The sequence below is a fragment of the Pectobacterium fontis genome (assembly GCF_000803215.1).
Lineage (GTDB): Bacteria > Pseudomonadota > Gammaproteobacteria > Enterobacterales > Enterobacteriaceae > Pectobacterium > Pectobacterium fontis.
Window position 1 is genome coordinate 103,591 of record NZ_JSXC01000001.1, and the last position, 23,159, is coordinate 126,749.

At 51.6% G+C, this 23,159-nt stretch carries 21 protein-coding genes; 2 read left to right on the forward strand and 19 right to left on the reverse strand.

Going from position 1 to position 23,159, the window contains the following annotated elements:
- The first annotated feature begins 127 nt into the window (after positions 1 to 127).
- On the forward strand, positions 128 to 976 hold the full coding sequence (gene elyC, locus OI69_RS00425; protein ID WP_039344512.1) for an envelope biogenesis factor ElyC: 849 nt from the start codon (positions 128 to 130) through the stop codon (positions 974 to 976).
- On the opposite strand, the gene OI69_RS00430 is transcribed toward elyC, so the two are convergent.
- The 12 genes from OI69_RS00430 to OI69_RS00485 all read right to left on the reverse strand — a co-directional run bounded on the left by OI69_RS00430 (position 928) and on the right by OI69_RS00485 (position 14,196).
- Positions 928 to 1,821 (reverse strand): YcbJ family phosphotransferase, encoded by an 894-nt coding sequence (locus OI69_RS00430; protein WP_039344515.1) that lies wholly within the window; start codon positions 1,819 to 1,821, stop codon positions 928 to 930. The genes elyC and OI69_RS00430 overlap by 49 nt on opposite strands.
- Positions 1,822 to 2,019: 198 nt before the next feature.
- The gene (gene pelN / locus OI69_RS00435) at positions 2,020 to 3,333 is read right to left on the reverse strand and encodes a pectate lyase PelN (RefSeq protein WP_039344518.1); all 1,314 of its coding nucleotides are present in this window, start codon (positions 3,331 to 3,333) and stop codon (positions 2,020 to 2,022) included.
- Between the two features lie 296 nt (positions 3,334 to 3,629).
- Entirely contained in the window at positions 3,630 to 4,382 is a 753-nt protein-coding gene (gene kdsB / locus OI69_RS00440) for a 3-deoxy-manno-octulosonate cytidylyltransferase (RefSeq protein ID WP_039344520.1), read from the reverse strand.
- Positions 4,379 to 4,561 carry a Trm112 family protein gene (locus tag OI69_RS00445; protein ID WP_039344523.1) on the reverse strand — a complete coding sequence of 61 codons (183 nt, stop codon included), beginning with the start codon at positions 4,559 to 4,561 and terminating at the stop codon, positions 4,379 to 4,381. Before OI69_RS00445 ends, kdsB begins: the two co-directional genes overlap by 4 nt.
- Positions 4,562 to 4,671: 110 nt before the next feature.
- Positions 4,672 to 5,673 carry a tetraacyldisaccharide 4'-kinase gene (gene lpxK, locus OI69_RS00450; protein ID WP_039344526.1) on the reverse strand — a complete coding sequence of 334 codons (1,002 nt, stop codon included), beginning with the start codon at positions 5,671 to 5,673 and terminating at the stop codon, positions 4,672 to 4,674.
- The gene (gene msbA / locus OI69_RS00455; RefSeq protein ID WP_039344643.1) at positions 5,670 to 7,418 is read right to left on the reverse strand and encodes a lipid A ABC transporter ATP-binding protein/permease MsbA; all 1,749 of its coding nucleotides are present in this window, start codon (positions 7,416 to 7,418) and stop codon (positions 5,670 to 5,672) included. The genes lpxK and msbA overlap by 4 nt, the downstream gene beginning before the upstream one ends.
- Before the next feature lie 37 nt (positions 7,419 to 7,455).
- Positions 7,456 to 9,729 (reverse strand): ComEC family protein, encoded by a 2,274-nt coding sequence (locus OI69_RS00460; protein ID WP_039344530.1) that lies wholly within the window; start codon positions 9,727 to 9,729, stop codon positions 7,456 to 7,458.
- Positions 9,730 to 10,057: 328 nt separating this feature from the next.
- Entirely contained in the window at positions 10,058 to 10,375 is a 318-nt protein-coding gene (gene tmaR / locus OI69_RS00465; RefSeq protein WP_005967626.1) for a PTS system regulator TmaR, read from the reverse strand.
- A gap of 122 nt (positions 10,376 to 10,497) precedes the next feature.
- A complete protein-coding gene (locus OI69_RS00470; protein ID WP_039344534.1) occupies positions 10,498 to 11,256 on the reverse strand; it encodes an iron ABC transporter ATP-binding protein in 759 nt (252 codons plus the stop codon).
- Positions 11,253 to 12,260 carry an iron chelate uptake ABC transporter family permease subunit gene (locus OI69_RS00475; RefSeq protein ID WP_039344537.1) on the reverse strand — a complete coding sequence of 336 codons (1,008 nt, stop codon included), beginning with the start codon at positions 12,258 to 12,260 and terminating at the stop codon, positions 11,253 to 11,255. The genes OI69_RS00470 and OI69_RS00475 overlap by 4 nt, the downstream gene beginning before the upstream one ends.
- Positions 12,247 to 13,209, reverse strand: a complete 963-nt coding sequence (locus OI69_RS00480) for an ABC transporter permease (protein ID WP_039344540.1) — start codon at positions 13,207 to 13,209, stop codon at positions 12,247 to 12,249. The genes OI69_RS00475 and OI69_RS00480 overlap by 14 nt, the downstream gene beginning before the upstream one ends.
- Before the next feature lie 21 nt (positions 13,210 to 13,230).
- Positions 13,231 to 14,196: a siderophore ABC transporter substrate-binding protein gene (locus tag OI69_RS00485; protein ID WP_039344543.1), complete on the reverse strand. Its 966-nt coding sequence runs from the start codon at positions 14,194 to 14,196 to the stop codon at positions 13,231 to 13,233.
- Positions 14,197 to 14,473: 277 nt separating this feature from the next.
- On the opposite strand from OI69_RS00485, the gene sbcB reads away from it, so the two are divergent.
- On the forward strand, positions 14,474 to 15,901 hold the full coding sequence (gene sbcB / locus OI69_RS00490; protein WP_039344546.1) for an exodeoxyribonuclease I: 1,428 nt from the start codon (positions 14,474 to 14,476) through the stop codon (positions 15,899 to 15,901).
- Between the two features lie 60 nt (positions 15,902 to 15,961).
- Here sbcB and OI69_RS00495 read toward each other — a convergent pair whose 3' ends face one another.
- From OI69_RS00495 to citD, 7 genes are all read right to left on the reverse strand, one after another.
- The gene (locus tag OI69_RS00495; protein ID WP_039344549.1) at positions 15,962 to 17,329 is read right to left on the reverse strand and encodes an APC family permease; all 1,368 of its coding nucleotides are present in this window, start codon (positions 17,327 to 17,329) and stop codon (positions 15,962 to 15,964) included.
- A 625-nt stretch (positions 17,330 to 17,954) separates the two neighbouring features.
- Positions 17,955 to 18,710 carry a flagellar brake protein gene (locus tag OI69_RS00505; RefSeq protein ID WP_039344646.1) on the reverse strand — a complete coding sequence of 252 codons (756 nt, stop codon included), beginning with the start codon at positions 18,708 to 18,710 and terminating at the stop codon, positions 17,955 to 17,957.
- Between the two features lie 254 nt (positions 18,711 to 18,964).
- Entirely contained in the window at positions 18,965 to 19,870 is a 906-nt protein-coding gene (citG, locus tag OI69_RS00510) for a triphosphoribosyl-dephospho-CoA synthase CitG (RefSeq protein WP_039344555.1), read from the reverse strand.
- Positions 19,848 to 20,375 carry a citrate lyase holo-[acyl-carrier protein] synthase gene (gene citX, locus OI69_RS00515; RefSeq protein ID WP_080752583.1) on the reverse strand — a complete coding sequence of 176 codons (528 nt, stop codon included), beginning with the start codon at positions 20,373 to 20,375 and terminating at the stop codon, positions 19,848 to 19,850. The genes citG and citX overlap by 23 nt, the downstream gene beginning before the upstream one ends.
- A 26-nt stretch (positions 20,376 to 20,401) precedes the next feature.
- On the reverse strand, positions 20,402 to 21,931 hold the full coding sequence (gene citF / locus OI69_RS00520; protein ID WP_039344560.1) for a citrate lyase subunit alpha: 1,530 nt from the start codon (positions 21,929 to 21,931) through the stop codon (positions 20,402 to 20,404).
- Between the two features lie 53 nt (positions 21,932 to 21,984).
- Complete coding sequence (gene citE, locus OI69_RS00525; RefSeq protein WP_039344564.1) at positions 21,985 to 22,860, reverse strand: citrate (pro-3S)-lyase subunit beta; 876 nt, start codon at positions 22,858 to 22,860, stop codon at positions 21,985 to 21,987.
- Positions 22,860 to 23,150 carry a citrate lyase acyl carrier protein gene (gene citD / locus OI69_RS00530; RefSeq protein ID WP_039344567.1) on the reverse strand — a complete coding sequence of 97 codons (291 nt, stop codon included), beginning with the start codon at positions 23,148 to 23,150 and terminating at the stop codon, positions 22,860 to 22,862. Before citD ends, citE begins: the two co-directional genes overlap by 1 nt.
- Positions 23,151 to 23,159: the final 9 nt, after the last annotated feature.

The window sequence follows — 23,159 nt, forward strand, 5'->3', positions numbered from 1 at the left end:
CAGCATATGTCTGCGCGATGCGATTTTTCCAGCCTGCCATTTTGGCACAGGCTGGCTTAGAATAAATGTCCTTGCCGCATAATCTCTTCCCGGATGCGGATTTTTCACTCAAAAGGAATGCAATTTTATGCTTTTTACACTCAAAAAGTTCGTCGGTGGCCTTCTGCAACCGCTGCCATTGCTATTGCTTTTGATGGGTGTTGGCCTGCTGTTGCTTTGGTTTACCCAACGGCAGCGTACGGGGAAAATGCTGGTACTAGCCAGTTGGCTGATGCTTACGCTGCTCAGTCTGCAACCTGTAGCCGATCGGCTCTTGTTACCACTGGAATCGCAATATCCAACCTGGCAACAACCATCACAGGCAGACAAAGTGGACTACATTGTCGTGCTAGGCGGGGGATATACCTATAACGCAGAGTGGGCACCCAGTTCCAATCTCATCAGCAATAGCCTCCCTCGCGTCACGGAAGGTATTCGCCTTTATCATGCCAACCCCGGCGCAAAACTGATTTTTACTGGTGGCGCCGCGCAGGATAACCCCGTCAGCAGTGCGAAAACGGCGGCGCTGGTAGCAGAAAGCCTGGGCATTCCTCAGCAGGATATTCTCATTCTGGATACGCCAAGGGATACGGAAGAAGAAGCCGCAGCAACCGCAAAGATTGTTGGCGATCGCCCTTTCTTACTCGTGACGTCTGCCAACCATCTGCCACGTGCGATACGATTCTTCCAAGCCCGAGGGCTTGCGCCAATTCCCGCACCGGCGAATCAGATGGCGATCACCTCTGCGCTCAACCCGTGGGAAAAAGTATTCCCTTCCGCTTACTACTTATCGCACAGTGAGCGGGCCTGGTACGAAACACTCGGCCGTCTCTGGCAGTCACTGAAAGGGATCACGGCGACACCGCATGACAGCGAAAATCCGCAGACTCACTCCAGCCAGGGAGACAATTCGCGGGAAGCCACATCAAACAGTTGACGATCTAGCTGGCCTGTATGGATATAACGCGATACCGCTTCCCAAATGACATAGAGCCAGCGCCGGTAGACAAAGGATTCGGCTACCGGTGCCTGTTTCAGGTAGTGATACAGCAACTGCTCTGGCATGCCGGACTCACAAAGCCGGAAGAGTTCATACTCTCTGGGTGCCCACAGCATCATCCCTGGATTAATCATCGCCAGTAGCTGATCGCTCCGCGCATCCTTCAACATGCTACGCAACGAAAGATTCCCGTGTACCAGCACACAGCCATCCTCAAAATCTTCAAACAGCAGCGCTAAACACTGGCGCGAACGATAAAGCACGCTCCGATCCTGTTGTGTAAGCTGCGGTGCGCTGACATTCAGCAGCGTAGACCACAGCACCTCCAGCCTTTGTTGATACCAACTGAACCAATCGTTGTCCTGCGTGCTGTCCACGGAACCGACACAGCCATGACTATCAATACGGTGCCAGGCCAGTACGCTCTCAACAATTTGATCCATCAGCAGCGTCCAGCGCTGACCGCTTCTTGGCGGGACTTCCACCGACACGCCACGTAAGCGCTCGATGAGCAACAGTTCCCGATAAGGCTGCTGCTGCGTCATCACCAGCCCATAAACGGTTGGCAAGCGCACATCGCCTTCACGCGCCAGCATGGAGAGTTTATAGGCCTCCTGCTGTGCCACGCCCTGACAAACATAGCTTTTGGCTAACAATGGAATGGCGTTGCCTTCTTTATCATACAAGGCATACAAATCCGCATAGGGCTGTTCGCTTATGCGCTCAAGTCGGCTGAGGCTTTCCCCCAATACCGTGCTGAGTTCCGATTTCAACTGTTCCATAAACGGCGATACCTCAGTTGAGCCAAATGGCTCCATCCACCATGATGCGGCGAGCGGATGACAAATTCTTCAACGCAGATCAATAAAAAGGGATCAATGACGTCAGGAATAATCCCTCTGCCAGCGTTATTATTGCGATCCCCCGGTTGCTGAACCGGGGGATCGTGACTGACAGGCTAGTGTATTAACACGCCTCCATTATTCGCGTTCAAAGGCCCCCAAATCCGGCGCGGATCCTTTATAAGGTAGTTTGACATCTCCCCCCTTGTTGATCAGCGCACTACCCGCAGCAAGATGCAGACTCTTCAACACAGGCAGGCTACCGTCAGCCTGACGTGGCGCATCCCATCCGGTCACGGAAACGCTCTCAAAGTCAGCATCGGATACCGCGATTTTCAGATCCCACGAGTTATAGCGCATGTTCGCGCCCTCCGAGAACGCCAGATCTTTACCTCCATGAGAAACGTTATTGCGCAGCGTACCCAACCCAATGGCTTTTCCATTAGCATCAATACCGCGAATACTAAAGTTAGGGTTATTTTTATAGCCCGTATTGTTAAAGAAATCGTTCGCTACCGGATGGTGGTTGGCATAAAAACCAGCCGCCTTATTTAAAAACGCAACCGAGTTACGCACGGTATGTTTCACCGCATTTGCCACGTAGACGCCACCGTAACCGCCGATTTTAAAACCATTGCCGTTACCTGCCGCCAGTGATTGTGTCGTACCCGGTAAATAACCGTGCGACCATGCCCAGGAATTTTCAATCAGCACCGGAGAATAAGCATTAATTAAATCGAAGCCATCATCGGAATTTGACCATGCCCGGCAACCACGGAAAATATTACCCGGCTGATTAGCAGGGATATGCGCCCCAAAGCCATCACCGCTTTGACCGGCGCCATTCGATGTCAGAGGATCATAATTATGGTGAGAGTCGCTATTCAATACCAGATTATTGCTTCCACGCTGAATAAACAGACCTGTACCCATAATATGATGGATGTTCAACTGCTCGAATATATTATTGCTGCCTCTTATCCACACTCCCCAGGATTCATGATTCAGGTTGTTGCGCTGCGGAACACCGGTTATTTCCAATCCTTTGACAGAAACCCAGTCTGCAACGACGTTAAACCCTTTAACACGGCAATCATCCTGCATTTGGCTGAAATCAAAAATAGGCACTTCTCCACTATGCGCCCAATACTCAATGCGTTTGCCTTCAGTACCGCTCTTATTCAATGTGATCGCATTCACCACGTCAGTACGTGTCGCACAGACGTTAAGCCCTTTGGTGAACACGTATTTACCGCCACGGATCCATAGACGATCACCGGGATTTAATGTCTTCTGTGCGCGGTCGATGGATTGCCAGGGGGAGTTTTTACTGCCGTTATTCGCGTCATTGCCGTTGGGTGCCATGTAATAAACCGCTGCGCTGCTGCCTGCCGCGGCCCCCATTAACATACTGCCGAGGAAAAATGTTGTGATATAACGTTTAGCATTCATATTATTACCGTCCTTAGTTGAAATAAAAAAATGCCATGCGAAAACATGGCGAATTGATAGTAGCATTTAACGATGAAAATAAAAGTTCCGTTCGCGGCAGGCACATTAAAAATAGGAATGGATAATGCGTGGAATAACGCGTTACGACGTTATTTGCGATTTTTAAGAATATTTATCTGAATATGAACTTAATAATTTAAAAATAGTGTGCCCTATTAAAAAATACCGCATGGGGAACGTCTATTCCGGTAAGAATAGATCCCCCATGCAGTATTCAGTCGTGGGCCTCATCGGTATTATTGATTCGCCATGATGTGTCGCACACGAGCCAGGTCTTCTGGTGTATCCACGCCGACACTCGGAACCGCTTTGGCAACCGCAACGTGGATCTTCTCGCCGTACCACAGCACACGCAGTTGCTCCAGTAACTCAATTTGCTCCAATTGGCTCGGAGCCCAATTGACATAACGACGGACAAAGCCTGCACGGTAAGCATAAATGCCGATATGGCGTAGGAAATGATCGCCAATGGTTTCCTTAGACTGCGCAAAACGCTCTCTGTCCCAAGGGATCGTCGCACGGGAAAAATACAGCGCATATCCCTCGGCGTCGGTCACTACTTTTACCGCATTCGGGTTAAACGCTTCTTCGCTGGTTTCAATCGGCACAGCCAACGTTGCCATTCCCGCTTTACTGGCGGCGAGATTTTCCGCTACCTGACGAATGATAACAGAAGGAATAAGTGGTTCGTCGCCCTGAACATTAACAATGATGTCATCATCAGCAAAACCATAGCGCTCGATCACTTCCGCCAGACGCTCTGTGCCAGAATTATGATCGGCGCGGGTCAGACACACCTCGCCACCCGCTTGTTGTACCGCAGCCTCAACATCAGGATGATCGGTCGCCACAATAACGCGCTGTGCTCCCGATTCCAGCGCCCGCTCCATCACATGAACGACCATCGGTTTACCGTTAATATCTGCCAATGGTTTACCCGGCAACCGACTTGACGCAAAACGCGCAGGAATGATCACGGTAAAGGTCATTGTGTTATCTCATCAGCGCCAAGTTTACGTGCTTCGTTTTCCAGCAACACAGGGATACCATCGCGAACCGGATAGGCCAAACTATCGACCTTGCATATCAGCTCCAGTTTCTCTTTGTTAAAATACAGCCGATCATTACAAACTGGACAGGCAACAATCTCAAGTAAACGGTGATCCATGCTTCCTCCATCTTTAGCCGATCAATAATCGGCATGTTCTTTCTCGCTATGGCAGCGATATCATAGGCGATACTCACAGTGAGTATCTAAGACCGTGGTAACAGACCCAGTTACGATCTGCTATTCGCATTCTGGTTAAGTACATTTTCCAGCTTGTCGAGTAACTGTGTTCCGTAAGGTTCAGCTAACACGGCATCAACAGGCAGATACCACCAGTTATCCTGAGCAAACGCCCTACATTTTACGGCATCTTTTTCCGTCATCAGCAACGGTTGCTGGGTGCCTTGAGTCAACGTTGCAAGCTGTTCTGGCTGATACGATTGATGGTCAGCAAAGGGAACTTGGCGGGCAATACTGACCCCGGCATCACGCAGCGTTGCAAAAAAACGCGGAGGATGTCCGATACCGGCCATCGCGACAACATTATGCAACTGGTTCAGCGCACGGGACTCACCAGAAAGTAAATTCACTGCCATCCCCGCGGTTAATGCCATGCCTATCTCGTTTGCTCGAGGAGTACCGCCGTTAACAATGACCGCATCCACCGACGCCAGACGACTTTCTCTCTCTCGCATCGGCCCCGCAGGCAACCACCATCCGTTACCGAAACGCCGCATTCCGTCAACCACAACCAGTTCGACATCTCTTGCCAACGCATAGTGCTGTAGTCCGTCGTCGGTGATGACCACATCTAGCGTATGTTGAGCCAATAACGCGCTCACCGCTTCACTGCGACGAGGTGCCACCGCAACCGGTGCTCCTGTGCGTTGGAAAATCAGTACAGGCTCATCACCTGCCTGCGCCGTCGTGATCGATTTATCCAGCAGTAGCGGATAACGTTCCGCTTTCCCGCCGTAACCGCGTGATACTACGCCAACGCGATAACCTCTGCGCTGCAACTGTTCGACCAACCAAATGACGACTGGCGTTTTCCCATTGCCGCCCGCCGTCAGATTCCCCACTACCACGATCGGAACAGGAGAACGCCAGCTTTTTCGCCACCCTAACCGATAGCTCTGGCGGAGCAGAAAAGTGACAAATCCGTATAACCACGCAAGCGGCAGTAATAGCCAATAGAGCCGTGATTGTCCAGACCAGATACGCTCAATCATTCGCCAAACTGCATTCTATGAAGTTGTGCATAGGCGCCATTCGTCGCCAGTAGCGCAGTATGATTGCCACGCTCAATAATTCTGCCATCTTCCACCACCAGAATCTCATCGGCTTTTTCAATCGTAGAAAGGCGGTGCGCAATCACCAACGCGGTACGATTTTTTTGCAGCTCTTCTAACGCTGCCTGAATCGCGCGCTCAGATTCCGTGTCCAGCGCTGAGGTAGCTTCATCTAATATCAGGATCGGGCTATCACGCAACAGCGCACGAGCAATCGCAATACGCTGCCGCTGACCGCCGGAAAGCATCACACCATTTTCACCAATGACCGTATCCAGACCGTGTTCCATTTTATTAATGAAATCCATCGCATACGCCATTGTCGCCGCACGTTCAATCTCCTCACGGCTATAGTGCTCGTTGCGGGCATAGGCAATATTATTCGCTATCGTATCGTTGAACAGATGTACGTTTTGAGAAACCAGCGCCACCTGATTACGCAAGGAAGACAGACGATACTCACGCAAATCATGACCGTCGAGCAGAATTTCACCTGATTGGATATCGTAAAAACGCGTGATCAAACTGGCGATCGTCGATTTGCCTGAGCCAGAGCGACCAACCAATGCTACCGTTTTACCCATAGGGATATGCAGACTGATATTATTCAGCGCCAGATTTTCTCTTCCTGGATAAGCGAAATTTACGTGGCGGAATTCGAGGTCGCCTTTTGCCCGTTCAATCACCAATTTACCGGTGTCACGTTCCTGTTCCATATCCAGAATGGCGAACAGCGTTTGACAGGCTGCCATTCCGCGCTGGAACTGTGCGTTGACGTTAGTCAACGATTTTAACGGGCGCATCAGGGCGATCATGGAAGAAAACACCACCGTAATCGTCCCGGCAGTTAACGTCTCCATCACGCTGGGGAAACTCGCGGCATACAGCACGAATGCCAACGCCAGTGACGCAATCAACTGGATGACAGGATCGGAGATCGATGAGGCCGATACCATTTTCATGCCCTGCTGACGCATCCGGTTACTGACCTGATCAAATCGCTTGGTTTCAACCTCCTGCCCACCAAACATCAGCACTTCTTTGTGACCTTTTAGCATTTGCTCCGTGCTGGTGGTGACATGCCCCATGGTGTCCTGCATGTTTTTACTGATATTACGAAAGCGTTTGGAGACCATGCGCATGGCGATTGACACGATCGGTGCAATCACAATCAAAATGATGGAAAGCTGCCAACTGTAGTAAAACATCAGAACAAACAGGCCGATAATTGACGCGCCTTCCCTGACGACCGTAATCAACGCGCCAGATGAAGAGGACGCGACTTGTTCCGAGTCATAGGTAATACGGGATAGCAGCGTTCCGGTTGATTGCTGGTCGAAAAACGCCACCGGCATGCCCATAATATGAGAGAACAGGCGACGACGCATATTCATCACCACTTTGCCCGAAACCCAGGCGACACAATAGCTGGAGACAAACCCCGAAGCGCCTCGCACTAACATCAGCCCAATGACGACCAACGGCATCCATAGCAATACGGAACGTTCAGCTTTGCCAAAGCCTTCATCCAGCAAAGGTTTAAGCAGTGAGAGCATCAGCGTATCGCCAGCGGCGTTAATGATGAGTGCGATTGCAGCAGCAGCCAGCCCTGCTTTAAAAGGAGAGATCATCGGCCATAGGCGGCGAAAGGTCTGCCAGGTGGAGAGATCTTTATCATTCAGCATGTAGTGAACCTGAAGCGGGAAGAAATAGCCGACCATTTTACTCATTATACCGCTCGACGCCAAACCACTGATGATACCAACGAGGCGATATCTGTTCCCTGAACCGCAGAATATGCCATGAATTGCTGAAAAAACGCGCACTTAACTGCCCAAAGGATGCGGTATCAAGCCATGAGTAACCGTATTGCCGATATCGATCGACAATCTTTACTGAAGGCAGTCGCCACGGGTTATAGCGTGCCGTAGAAGCCATAACGAATTCGGCATTGACCGCGCGGATAAAGGGGGGTGATGACGAGGTTTTACTGCCATGGTGAGGGATTTGTAACAAATTCGCACGCAACTCACCACGTTCTAACTGAATCAACGCCCTTTCCGCTTCCGATTCCAGATCGCCAGTCAGTAAGAGACGGTTTTTCCCATCATCAACACGGATAACACAGGAATCGTTATTTTCCGCTTTTTCTGCCAGCGCTAGTGGCCATAGCACAGTAAACGTTAGCCCCTGCCAACGCCACCTCTCGCCGCGTTGACAGGGACGATGATTCATTGATCGGGTTGCGCTATATATCGTTGCCTCTGGGTAAGCGGCCTGTAGCGTTTCCAGCCCCCCGATATGATCCCTATGGCTGTGACTCAGGATAATGTTCTCCACATCGACGCCTCGCCATCGCAGGTAAGGTAGAATTTCCCGCGTCGCCATATCTCCCCCTTCCCAGCGGTTTCCCGTATCGTACAACACCGCTTTCCCACGTTGTTCAATCACGATTGCCAAACCATGACCCACATCCAGCATGTCCACTCGCCAGTCCGGTTCATCACGCTTTATACGAAAAACCAATAACACGAGAATCAGTGCGCCAACACTCATAGGATGAATTCGCCACCAGCTAAAACGCCCTATGACGACGGCGCCCCATCCTGCTGTGCTCATGAGCAGCAGCGATGCATCAAGATAAACCCACCCAGTCTGTAGATACGTTAATGGAGCGAACATCACACGCAATGAAATATCCGCCACCCCCCAAAGTATTCCGCTCAGCGGTGCAAGCACCATCGTGCTCAGTGCCAACAAAATAAGCGGCGTGGTGACGAAAGAGACAATCGGCACCGCCCAAAGGTTAGCAGGAAGCGATGTGATGCTAACACCGTGGAAAATATGAAGTTGCAAGGGCAGCAATAGCAACGTCATTCCCGCTTGCAGATGGATCCAGCGCAGCCAGAACCACCGTCGCTGCGTTTGTAGCCGATGAGGGAGCGGAGCCCACTGAAACCAAAAAACTAGCGATGCCACTGCAAGACAAGATAGCCAAAAGCTGTCGGACAGAACGCTCAATGGGTCGCTGACCAGAATCAATGCGACACACCACAGCCAGACTTGCCAGGCGGTGCAGCTACCCCCCCACATTTTTAGCCCCACCCATACACTGAGCGCCAGCGCCGATCGCACCGCAGGCGGATTGCCTCCTGCCAACCAGACATATCCCCAGGCAACCACGACACTCGTCAGTAATGGGAAACGATAGCCAATCCAGCCTACAGGAAAGCCATACTGTACCCCCCGTGCAATTCCCCACCCAAGCAGACCCGCAAGTACAATATGGAGGCCAGAGATCGCCATCAAATGCATCGTGCCCGTATTCTGAAGTAACGCCTTGAGTTCCGGGCTAACCGTTTTCATTTCACCAAATGTGAGCGCCAGCAAAATAGAACGCCACGGCAAGCCATGCACCTGCTGTTCCGCTTGCAAGATAGTCCGTTGACGAAAATCACAACGGTTATCAACCACCGTTGCCGCCTGCACATGACCCGACAACGGTTGCCGTTTAGCTATTGCCCATCGCTGGCTATCAAAACCGCCTTCATTTAACCGACTGTGGATCGGGCGAAAATTGGCTGTGATTGACCAGCGTTGACCACTGCACCAGGGTTCCATCGCTGGTGAGAAAGCCAGTTGGGCATACAGAGGAGGGAAAATCCGGCGCTGATTTATCTCTTCCAGCCGAACCGTGATCCACTCATCATTATGTTCACTGAATCGAATGCTGTTTATCGTTATAACAGCGTTAACCGCTCCCTGCGTGAAACGTTCAATTTGCAGCAGCAGAGCTTGGGCGTTCAACGTTGCCCAGAAAAAACTCACCGCGACAAGGGCGACAAACCGTATCCCTACGTGGCGGTATCCTACAAACATCACACAGACGGACAGCCCCATGCCCCACCATAGCAACGTTTGCGCAGGGATCTGCGGTAAAAAAAGCAGCGGCAAGATACCCAGCACGATCGCCCAAGCCAGATTATTTACTAACATCTTCCATTACCATGACACACCTGCCCACGTTCCCTGAGATTCGTGCAGGCATATTGCCGTACCTCAAACACAGACGACAGAAAGAAAAACGCAAGAAGGAAAGCGCCTCGCAAGAAAGCGGTTCAATTGCAAAAGATGGCATCAGGAATGCGGGCGGGATGCCAATTATCGGGCATGCGGCAGGGTTACTGGTGAGCAAACCATAATGGCCGAGGCATGATTAACCCCATGGCGGTTAAACAGATGGAGGAAGGATTATCGATGTCGGAACCAAAAGAAAAAAGGACCGCCGCAGCGATCCTTTTACCGTAGAGCATTGCACGTTAGGTTACTTAACTTCGCCCATCGCTTTCAGCTTTTTAGACAGTTCACGGCGTTCTTTCGACAAATCGGCGTTCTTGATGATGTAATCATCCACACGGTCTTCATAATCACCACGCATGTTGGCGATAATATTTTGCACGTCCTCAATGGACATGCCAGGTTTCAGATATTCGCTCAGGTTGTCCAGCAGCAGAACGCGCTTCTGGTTATCACGAATTTTCTTTTCGTTATCGACGATTTCACGCTGAAGCTTGTTTTTACGACGAAACATACGCACGAATTCCAGCACATCCTGGAAACACGGCTTAGTATCCTTATCCATCTTTTACCCTTACCTTAAGTCATACATAAATTCGTTATGTATTCACCATACAGGTTATACCCAGCGTCTTTCAAGCAGTGCTTACACCCTACGCGCTAACAGCGCGTTGAGCGGATAATCTGTCACCGATAATATACGGCGATACGCTGATTATGCACCTCTTCAATCGCCACGTCGGTATCGAAAATATCTTCCAGTACCTCGGACACCATGATGTCCTCCGGTTTTCCCGTGTAGATAATCTGCCCTTTGCGCATTGCAATAATGTAGTCCGAATAGGCGGAAGCAAAGTTGATATCGTGGATAACCAGCACGATGGTTTTACCTAGTTCATCGGCTGCACGGCGAATCTGCTTCATCATCGCCACCGCATGTTTCATATCCAGATTATTCAGCGGTTCATCCAGCAACACATATTCCGTGTCCTGACACAGTACCATCGCGACATACGCACGCTGACGCTGACCGCCGGAAAGCTCATCTAAAAACCGATCCTTCAATTCAGTCAGGTTGAGGAAAGCCAACGCGGCGCTGATACGCTCACGATCGTCAGCGTTCAGCCGTCCTTTGGTGTAAGGATAGCGCCCGAATCCCACGAGTTCCGCCACTGTTAAGCGGCTGGTAAACTGATTTTCCTGCCGCAGGACGGACAAACATGTGGCGAGCTTGTCGCTTGGCGTAGCCATCACGTCCATGCCGTTAACCTTTACTTGCCCGCGATCCGCCTCAAGCAAACGACTGATGATGGACAACAAGGTCGACTTTCCTGCACCATTGGGGCCGATAATCGACGTGACGCCACCGCGCGGCACTGTCGCGGTGACATTATTTAATACCGTAACGTTATTATACGTTTTAGTTACATTGTCGATCTCAATCACACGGAAACCTTTTTCAGTAGCAACACAATAAACAGCGATCCACCCACAAACTCGATAACGACCGACAGTGCCCCGGACATATCCAGCAGATGCTCAAGCACCAGTTGTCCACCAACCAGTGAAATCACCCCCAACAGGAAAGCCGCGGGCAGTAGCAGGCGATGCTGGCTGGAACCCATCACTAAATAGGCAAGATTCGCGACCATAAAACCTAAAAAGGTCAGCGGGCCGACCAGCGCCGTTGAGATAGCCACCAGCACGGAAACCAGCAACAGAATGATCGTGACGCTACGTTTGTAGTCGATGCCAAGATTAATCGCGTTGTTACGCCCCAGCGCCAGCACATCAAAGCGGAAACGCATGCGCCAGATCACCACGGCGACCACCAGCGTAATCACAACCGACAGCGCCACCAGTTCAGGAACGGTGCGAGTGAAGGTGGCAAACATCCGCCCCTGTACAATAGCGAACTCACCCGGCGTGAGCAGGCGCTGCATTAAACCGGCCATACTACGAAATAGCGTGCCGCAGATAATCCCAACCAGCAAAACCAGATGCAGGTTATTGCGGCTGCCGGTAAACAGCCAGCGGTACAGCAGCGCAGAAAACAGAACCAGCAGCAGCGTTTCAAGCACAAATTTGCCTTCAATGCCCAACCCCGGAATACCGCTAATCCCGAACACAAATACCAGCGATGTCTGAATCAGGATAAACAGGGCCTCAAACCCCATAATCGAAGGCGTCAACACCCGATTGTTCGTCACCGTTTGGAACAGCACGGTCGAGGCGCTGGCGGCAAAAGCGACCAGCAGCATCGTCGTCAGCATCAGCCCACGGTGCGCCAAAATGTAGCGTAGATTGCTGCCCAGATTGATCGTCATAAACAGCACGATGACCACGACAGCCGCCCCTGCCAGCCACAGCAAGCGTTGCACCGGCGCTAAACCTGCGCGCTTTTCGCTGATGGCTCCGGTCAGCGCCGTATTACGTTCATTGACTGACATGGCGTTTCTGACTTAGCAATAAGAGAAGGAAAACGGCAGCGCCAATGACGCCAAGAATCACGCTTACTGGAATTTCGAAAGGATAGCGGATCACACGGCTGATAATATCGCAGCACAGTACCAGCCCACCGCCGAGTAGGCACACCCAGGGGATCGTTTTGCGCACATTGTCGCCCAGCATCATGCTGATCAGATTTGGCACAATCAGCCCGATAAAGGGTAGGTTCCCCACCACCACCACCACCACGCCGCTGACGACAGCGATAATACTCAGCCCCATCATCATTACCTGCCGGTAATTAAGGCCGACATTAACGGAAAATTCGCGCCCCATTCCTGCAACCGTAAAGCGATCGGCGATCCAACAGGCCACCAGCGTTAACACGCCCACCAGCCAGAGCAGTTCATAGCGCCCTTGTAAGACACCGGAGAAATCACCCGACTCCCAACCGCCAAGCGCCTGCAACAGATCAAAATACATCGCCCCAAATGTGGTGATTGAACTGATAACCGCCCCCAGCATAATGCCCACCAGCGGCACCACCAGCGCCGATTTCAGCACGATCCGCTGGAGCAGCATCATGAACAGGAAGGTGCCCGCCAACGCAAACAGACTTGCCACTATCATCTTGGTGAAAATTGTCGCACTGGGCACGGCAATCATCACCACCAGTAAACCGAAGCTGGCTGACTGTGTGGTCCCAGCCAAAGACGGTTCGACAAAACGGTTTTGCGTCAGCAACTGCATGATAAGACCGGCGACACTCATGGCACTGCCTGCCAGCAACAACGCCAGCGTACGGGGAACGCGGCTGATAAAGAAGATATCGCGCATTTCTGGATCGTTCCAGACGGCCTGCATAGTCAGTTGTCCTGCCCCAACAAACAGGCTGACAACGATCATGCAGGCCAGAAACAACAGACCCAGCGAGTAGTAAAAAGGCTTCATTGATTCTGCCGTAATCTGCCGTTATTTCTTATCCAGCGCATCGCTGACGGTACTCACCAGGTTTTTATAGCTTTGCAGCCCACCAGCGATATACAGCGAGGCAGACTCCAGGTAGATCACATGGTTATTTTTCCAGGCATTGGTTTTGTGAATCAGTGGGTTATCCAGTACCTGTTGGGCAGATTCCCCACCTGGACGGCCAATCGCACTGTCACGATCGAGGATGAACAACCATTCAGGGTTCACACTCAGCAAGAATTCTGATGTGACCACGTTGCCGTGACGCCCGGAGTCAGGGAACTCCGTTGCTGGTTTGAACCCCAGTTCATCAAACACAAAACCAAAGCGCGATTTGGGGCCATAGGCAGACATTTTCCCGCCGCTGACCATCAGAACTAACGCATTGCCTACCTTTTCCGTTTTGGCGCGCGTTTGAGCGATCTGCTGTTTAAATTCTTCAATCTGTTTTTTCGCTTCGTCTTCTTTGCCGAAAATGGCACCCAGTTGCTCAGTACGCTGGATAAAGCTCGTCATAAACTGGTGTTCATCCACATCCATTGAGATCGTCGGGGCAATCCCGCTCAATTTGTCGTAAGCATCACGCGTGCGCCCACCGGCGATAATCAGATCAGGTTTAGCGCTGCTGAGCGCCTCATAGGCAGGTTCAAACAGCGTCCCGGCGTTCAGGTAAGTATCGCTGTTATATTTTGATAAAAACGCAGGCAGCGGCGTACTACTTTTCGGTACACCGGCAATACCCTCAACGTTCAGCGCATCCAGCGTGTCCAGCACGGCGGGATCAAACACAATCACTTTCTTCGGCGGCTGTGGCACCTGTGTGGTGCCCTGTGCATGCTCAATGCTGATCGTGTGGCTTTTTTCTGAAGATGATGCCTGCTGATCGCAGCCAGCCAGGACAAACATCGATGCCAGTAACGTCGCCTTCACTGCAAACGCTGCATGTAATCGCACCGCATTTAACCGCATAAGTGTGTCTCCATTTCGCTATTTATTGCCGAATGCCTCGTAGAACACCCGACGAGGCAATAAAGAATTTAATTATCATTCGCATTAAAGCAAAAATTGTAACCGAATGGACACACTCATGCCTAGCGATTATGTCTACCCTCCTCTTGATGTAAGTCAGAGAAGTGATGTAAATCAGGAAAGCGCCACAGGAAAGTCGATTCAATGGTATCCTTGCCACTTTCCTGTCTGTTTGCCTGACGTCAGGCTCAGCGCATACACGTAGCTAACTGCATATATGGCCGAGAAAACACAACCCACTTTTTTCATTCATGACTACGAAACGTTCGGCAAACATCCCGCGCGCGACCGCCCCGCGCAGTTTGCTGGTATCCGTACCGATATGGATTTCAATATTATCGGTGAGCCGCTCGTCATTTATTGTCGTCCGTCGGATGATTACCTGCCGGAACCGGAAGCGGTGATGATCACCGGCATTACCCCACAGGTCGCGCTGGCGAAAGGGGTCAATGAGGTAGAATTCGCCCGCCAGATTCACGAGGCGTTCAGCGTGCCCGGCACCTGCATTATGGGCTATAACAATATTCGCTTTGATGACGAAGTCAGCCGCAATCTTTTCTATCGTAACTTCTACGATCCTTACGCTTACAGTTGGCAGAACGGTAATTCTCGTTGGGATTTACTGGATGCACTGCGTGCCTGTTATGCTCTGCGACCAGAAGGCATCGTCTGGCCGGAAAACGCTGACGGGCTGCCCAGTTTTCGCCTTGAACATCTGACAAAAGCCAACGGCATTGCCCACGAACACGCGCATGATGCGATGTCCGACGTTTATGCCACCATCGCCATGGCCAAACTGTTCAAACAGGCGCAGCCCAAGCTATTTGACTATCTGTTCCCGCTGCGGAACAAAAACAAAATCTCCGCACTGATTGATATCCCGCAGATGAAGCCGCTCGTTCATATTTCCGGTATGTTTGGCGCGGCGAGAAGCAACACCAGTTGGGTCGTGCCGCTCGCCTGGCACCCGGATAACCGTAATGCGGTCATCATGTGCGATCTGGCTGGTGATATGACGCCGCTGCTGGAACTGGACAGCGACGCATTACGTGAGCGGTTATATACGCGGCGGGATGCGCTGGAGGCCGATCAGAGCACGGTGCCGCTCAAGCTGGTGCACATCAATAAATGTCCGGTATTAGCGCCAGCCAATACGTTGCGACCAGAAGACGCAGAAAGAGTAGGTATTGACCGCCAACGCTGTCTGGATAACCTGACGCTGCTGCGTAATAACGCGAGCGTTAGAGAAAAAGTGGTGGCACTGTTTGCCGACGCGCCCGCTTTCGCCGCGCCTGATGATGTCGATTTGCGGCTGTATGATGGTTTCTTTGGCGATGCTGACCGCATGGCGATGAAAATAATCCAGGAGACCGCACCGCAGAATCTCCCTGCGTTGGATCTTACGTTTGCCGATAACCGTCTGGAGCCACTGTTTTTTCGTTATCGCGCACGTAATTTTCCCGGCACGCTGGACGATCGCGAGCAGCAGCGCTGGCTGCAACATCGGCGGGCGGTGTTTACGCCAGAACGTTTGCAGGACTATCTGTCAGAACTCAATAACCTGTATCAGCTTCATGAAGACGATAAAGAGAAGATGGCACAGTTAAAAGCGCTTTACGCCTATGCACAAAAGCTGGTGGGATAAGGCACAAAAAAGCGGAGCACAATGCTCCGCTTTTCTCTTTTAGGTAAGTCGTCAGTTTATTTAAACGGGTTCTTCGCTACATTGCGGTACTGGCTGGCGGAAGCTGCGCGTCACAAACGCCAGATACAGCAGCCCGATAGTTGCCCACACCAGACCCAGCGTCATGGAACTGGCTTCCAGATTCACCCACAGCGCCCCCACCGTCAACGCGCCCAGCACGGGCAGCACGAGGAAGTTGAGCGTGTCTTTCACCGTACGGTTACGGCGCTCACGAATATAGAACTGTGAAATAACCGACAGGTTCACGAACGTAAATGCTACCAGCGCACCGAAATTAATCAGCGCAGTCGCCGTCACCAGGTCGAACGACACCGCAGACAGGGCAATCGCACCAACCAGTAAGACGTTCAGAGCAGGCGTACGCCATTTCGGGTGGATATAACCAAAGAAACGCTCAGGGAATACCCCATCACGCCCCATTACATACATCAGGCGAGATACGCCAGCGTGTGCAGCCATACCGGATGCCAGCACGGTAACGCAAGAGAACACCAGAATAACGGACTGGAAGAATTTACCCGCAACGTACAGCATGATTTCCGGCTGAGACGCATCCGGCTCTTTAAAGCGAGAAATATCCGGGAAGTACAGTTGCAGAAAATACGCCACAGCAACAAAGATCACGCCGCCGATCAGCGCGGTCAGGAAGATGGCTTTGGGGATCACCCGGCCGGCATCCTGCGTTTCTTCCGACAGAGAACTGATACCGTCAAAACCCAGGAACGAGAAACAGAGAATAGTTGCCCCGGTGATCATCGGCACCACATGGGCGTTCTCAGACCAGAACGGACGCGTGCTGGTCAGCGTACCGGCACCTTCTCCCAGATAGACACCGTGAATCACCAGCCCGAGGAAGACCGCCATGATAGCAACCTGAACCACTACGATAATGGCGTTCAGGTTCGCAACCAGACTGATACCACGCAGGTTAAACAGCGTCATTAACCCAACCAGCGCCGCGACAAAAATCCATGACGGGACGCCAGGGAAAATCGCTTCAAGATAGATTTTCGCCAGCAAAATGTTGATCATCGGCATGAACAGATAGTCCAGCAGCGATGACCAGCCAACCATAAACCCGACATGTGGGCTGATCGCTTTTTGCGCATACGTATAGGCAGAACCAGCAGACGGGAAACGTTTTACCAATTTGCCATAGCTCAACGCCGTGAACAGAATCGCGACCAGCGCAAACGCATAGGCGGTAGCGACGTGACCGTCGGTCAGTCCAGATACGATGCCAAAGGTATCAAAAATGGTCATCGGCTGCATGTAGGCCAGCCCCATCATGACAACAGGCCACAGCGTAAGCGTTCTTTTTAACTGAGCTCGTTTTGCGCCAGCAGGCTGGGAGGTTTCAAGAGACACGGCGTTCACCTCCGTTCATCACGGTGGAAGCATACGCACTGGAAACAAATGCATGGATACAGGGCCAGCCTGAATCACGATGAGAAGAGGTAGCTGAGACAGCACCAGAAATAACTTGCGACGGCGTCGCGCCATAACCAATGCTTTGACAGCATAAACCGGCGGGCACCGGTGCGAAACTGACTAATTGACCCATTCTTCCTTTCCTCACTGTGCTCACAGGCACACACAAAATTATCTATCCGGATCGTTGTCCGGCCTCTTTCGTTGAAGACCCTATGCCCAGTACACCAGAGCCACAGAGAAGGTAGAAAACCACACCAATACCTCTGTAACTTGAAGTATGACGAGCATAAATGTAAAAAAATAACCGACGCTATTAGACGTCGGTTATTTGCAAGGCGCGTATTCTGCACCAGACGATCTCATCTGACAAGGCTCAGAGAACGTTGGAAACAATTTATTTGCTCTCATCCTATGTTAAACAGCATGCACTGTTTTTTTGCATGAAAAACAATCACATTTAACACCGCGGCTCGAATTATTTAGGGCAAATAAGTTAATTATCGTAATAAAAAACGTTGCTATTATGTGTGAAGCCCAAACAAAAACTTGTACTTAAAACTTATAATTCCTGAAACCGCTTTTTCTTTTCGTTTTGTAATCTTTCCAGTTCAAAAATCACCTGCTGGAGATCACGCTCCTGTGCCGCATTTAGTGAAGGGAATTTGAAACTCAGACGCTGCGTCAGTTTCACCTCACCTTTATTATCGACCACCTTCACCATTGCCTGACCGACGAACTGCAAATCGACGCAGAAGAAACCGTGGTCGGCAAGATCCATTTCCACGCCCTGAATGATGTCACCTTCGGTCAACAACCCGGTGGTATCACGGTCGGTATACAGGCTCAGCCCCCCTAAAGAGATATCTTTGATAGTGAACTGGAAAGCACTCTCATCTGGCAGTTCGCCACTACAGGTTAGCGGTGGCCACAGTGGCGTATTGATACGGAAATAGGTTCTGCGTTGGATAAGATAAAGGTATTCAGGGATCTGCGCGCTAAAGGCTGGCAACCCATCGTAATCCACGGTTTTCGCAATTTCGGCATTAAATTCGACTCTCGCGCCAGCAGGCTCGGCAACGAAAGACATCATGCCCGCGTACAGCGCTCGGCTGTTCTCTCGCTCAACGCCACCAAGGTCAAAAACAAACAAATTATTATCGGGCTCGACATCAAGAATTTTACTGATGAACTGTCCGTGAGAATGATGAATCATCAAAGACGTATCATTCTTTTTTAATTCACGCAAGGTTGCACAGATAGCCAGTTTGTTGCGCTTAACAAACTGCTCTTTCACATTTTCATTCACCGCTTTCATCCCCACCATTATGTCAATGGCTTATTTGATGCACGCCTCTCCGCAACCCTTCAATTTAAAAATTAATTGTTCAATTCAAACAACTTAATTTTATCTCGATAGAATCATACGGAATGCTTGAAATCACACGATACAAACTGGTGAAAACGTTATCGGTAATGTTCTCAACTACTTTAGCGGAATAATAGGAAAAAGTGATCAGGGAAGACAAATAATATGCCTCTCCCCTGTTCCTTTGTATGGCATGTGTGACGTTATTCGGTAGGATACTGATACAGCAACCAGGTCAGCGCCAGTAAATCGGCACTCCCGCCAGGACTAAGATTTCGCGCAATCAACGCCTCATCCATCCGGTTCAACGCCTGGCGATTTAGCGGGCCAGCCAGTAATTTCTGCGCATAGTCTTGCACAAATGCCAGGCCGTCCATGCCGCCGCGTGAAACGACATTGGTGTCAGGATTGTGCGCCATCAGCACCAACAACGTCTGTAACAACGCCGTTTCTTCATCAGAACCGTCAGCTATCGCCTGCTGTAACGCAGGTAACGCGTACTGGCATACGGTATTGAAACCGCTAGCAGCTTCTCCCCTCGCGCCCGTCAGGCCATGACGTTGAAAAAGATGCTCACCCGCCGTTGCTGCACCAGCGCACGTCTCAAGCTCCTTATGCACCAGATCGTGGCACATGGCGGCAACGCTGTCGCACAGGCTACGCTGTGTCACAGGCTCTCCCCGCCCTGCCAGCCAACCGGCGGCGGTGCACAGCAGGCCAAATGCGAAAATTCCACCTTTGTGGGTATTCACGCCTTTCGTCGCTGACAACATCGCCTGCTCGCAGGCGATGCCAATAGGTCGAACCTGAGACAGTAACCGTGCCAGAGGTACACGAGCATGCTGATAACCCGCGTCGGTAAAACGGCGAAACCAGGGAGAAATCGCCTGAATGCTGGTCTGAAACAGCGCCACATCCATATCACGATGCGCACCATTATTGGCACGATCCACCAATCCGGGCTTTGGCGTCAGCATCACTTCCATCGTCAGCGCCTGCGCGACTCGCCGATCAATATCCGGTAACGGAGCACATTCTCGATACTCACGGGCGACGGAACGAGATGTCGTAACCGACCGTACACTGTCAGGCTGGCGTAAAGTAGGCATGGACTTTTTCCTCAATGTGCTCAAGCAGCTCAGGCAGCGAATGGCGACGCGAACGGCTACAGGCGTGTGCCATTTGATCGCACAATAAGCAGGTACGCCCGCTATGCGCCAGCATCGTTCGGCCAATCGATCCCTCTTCCGGGCTGAAGATGTCAAAATCCCACAACCGACCTAGCTCATGGTTGTCTTCCAGCGCAATGGTCGCCGCTTTCACCGACAGCGCATCTTTGGTGATCGCCCACAGCCCTTCCGCCCCCGTTGCCAGCCAGAATGTTTGCTGTTCCAGCACCGTCCAGCCTCGCGTCTGACACAGCGAGGCAAATGCCTTGATGGCTTCCGCCATCACCTGCCGATAATCGTCGTTATCTTTTATTGGCCCCGGCGTAACCAACGTCAGCGATACCAACGTCGCACCGTGCCGAACGAGCCATTCTTGCTGGCGACTGGCGCGGCGCTCCTTCGCCGCGAGTAAGGTTTCAAGCGAGATGGAAACAGCCTTTGTCATCATCGATTCCCTCATGGGTTTGCCGCTTATTCGTCGGCTTCTTTCACCTGACGAACGACGTCAATCACGCTGCCATCGCGATAGCGAATAACGCCGACGATGCGATCGTGAAATTCGATAGCACGAGGTTCGCCAACCAGTTCAATCGCCCGCTGATACAGCGCCTCAATCGTCATCACCGTCAGCCCTGCCTGTTTCAGACGTTCAGCGACCTCAGGACGTGCCGGATTGACGGCAATACCGTGATCGGTCACCAGTACGTCAATGCTTTCTCCCGGCGTAACGCGGGTGGTTACCTGACGAACCACCGTTGGAATACGGCTACGAATCAGCGGTGCCACAACAATCGTCAGGTTCGCTGCCGTTGCGACATCACAATGCCCGCCGGATGCGCCGCGCATCACGCCGTCTGACCCCGTGATCACGTTGACATTAAAATCGGTGTCAATTTCCAGTGCGCTAAGAATCACCATATCCAGTTGATCGCAGCAGGCCGCTTTCGAACTCGGATTGGCATACACGTTAGTGGAAATCTCGACATGGTTGGGGTTCTTCGCCAGCGACGCCGCCGCATTGGCATCAAAACACTGGGTATCGATCAGTTTTTCGATCAGCCCTTTTTCATGCAAATCGACAATCCCGCCCGTGATCCCACCGAGGGCAAAACGGGCCACGATATTCTGCTGACGCATTCTATCTTCAAGAAAACGCGTACAGGCCGTTGAAGCCGCACCAGAACCGGTCTGAATAGAGAAACCGTTTTTGAAATAGCCGGCATGTTCAATCACGTCTGCCGCGGAACGGGCGATCAACAATTCACGCGGGTTACTGGTGACGCGCGCCGCACCAACGCTGATTTTGGCTGGATCGCCGACTTCATCCACCTGAACAATGTAATCCACCTGATCTTGCACGATGCTGGCTGGCATGTTCGGGAACGGCACCAGACTTTCCGTCAGCAGCACCACTTTTCGGGCAAACTGCGCATCGACCATGGCATAACCCAGTGAACCACAGCTTGATTTTCCGACGGTGCCATTGGCGTTACCAAATTCATCGCTGCACGGTACACCGAGGAAAGCGACATCGATATTCAGTTCACCGCTTTGCAGCAGGTGCACGCGACCGCCGTGGGAGTGAATCTGTACCGGTTCTTTCATTAATCCGTGGGAAATAGCATCAGCCAGTTTGCCACGCATTCCAGAGGTGTATATCCGGCTGACTACGCCTGCTTTGATGTGCTCAATCAGCGGGGCGTTACAGCTCATCAGCGAACTGGAGGCCAGCGTCAGGTCGCGAAAACCCATATGTGCCAGCGTATCAACCACCCGATTAATGACTTTATCGCCTTCGCGGAAGTGGTGGTGGAAAGAGATCGTCATGCCATCTTTCAGGCCGCTGTGGCGAATCGCCTCTTCGAGATCGGCACACAGTTTGCGCTCATGCTTTTGGGCGACATCATTCAGCCACGGTGTATTCTGATTGGCGTTGACGAAAGGTTGTAGATGACGTTTTTCCGGGTACTGCTGTTGCAATGCTTCAATAAAATGACTCATTATCTAATCCTGTGATTCCTAAGAGCGGCAATTGCGGTGTAAACACGCAACGGCTATTTACGAACGCCGGAGGCCTGAGCACGTTCCAGCACTCTTCTGGCGTGGTTGATAATCGGCCCATCGATCATTTTCCCGTTCAGGGAAATAACGCCCAGTCCCGCACGCTCGCCCTCTTCGGCGGCTTTGATCACCAAATGGGAATAGTCCACTTCATCCTGTGTAGGAGCATACGCGTTGTGTAACAGCTCAATCTGGCGTGGGTTAATCAGGGATTTGCCGTTAAAGCCCAGCTTGCGGATAAGATCGACCTCTTTCAGGAAACCCGCATCATCATTCACATTGGGATAAACCACGTCGAAAGCATCGATACCAGCAGCACGAGCTGCATGCAGCACCGCGCAGCGGGCATAAAATAACTCGGTGCCGTCACCGCGCTCCGTCTGCATATCCATCACATAGTCAAACGCCGCCAGCGCAATCCCGATCATGCGTTCGGAAGAGCGGGCAATAGCAACGGCATTAATCACGCCTACCGCAGACTCAATCGCCGCCATGATGCGCGTGGAGCCCACTTCGCGACCGCAGGCTTTTTCGATACGCACCAGGTGGCGTTCCAGTTCATCCACATCGTCAGTGGAATCGGTTTTCGGCAACCGAATAACATCGGCACCGCCGCGTACGGCTGCTTCGAGATCCAGCAGACCAAACGGCGTACTGAGCTGGTTAATGCGCACCACGGTTTCAATGTCGCGATACATCGGATGCTGGAGCGCATGGAAAACCAGCAAGCGTGCCGTATCCTTTTCCCGCAAGGACACCGCATCCTCCAGATCGAACATAATGGAATCAGGCTTATAGATGAATGCATTGGACAGCATGGCGGCGTTGGCACCGGGGAGAAACAACATACTGCGGCGAAGTTTATTCATTATAATTTCTCCCATTCAATCTGCTGGCCGTCTGTGGCACGCAATACCGCGCTTTGTACGCGAGCACGGATGACACAATCCAGTGCGCCTTTGTCATCCACAATAATCGTCCCTTCTTCTACGCCCAGATCCTTCAGCGTGTCATTCACGACCTGTTTGATTTGGTGGCCGAACTGTTTGATCACTTCGCTGTTGATGACCACGGTGAGCTTCCTGTCTGCCGGTGACACTTTGACCAGCAAATCGCTGGATTCAAAAGTGCCCGCCAGGGACTCCTTAATAATCTTCATAGACTTATC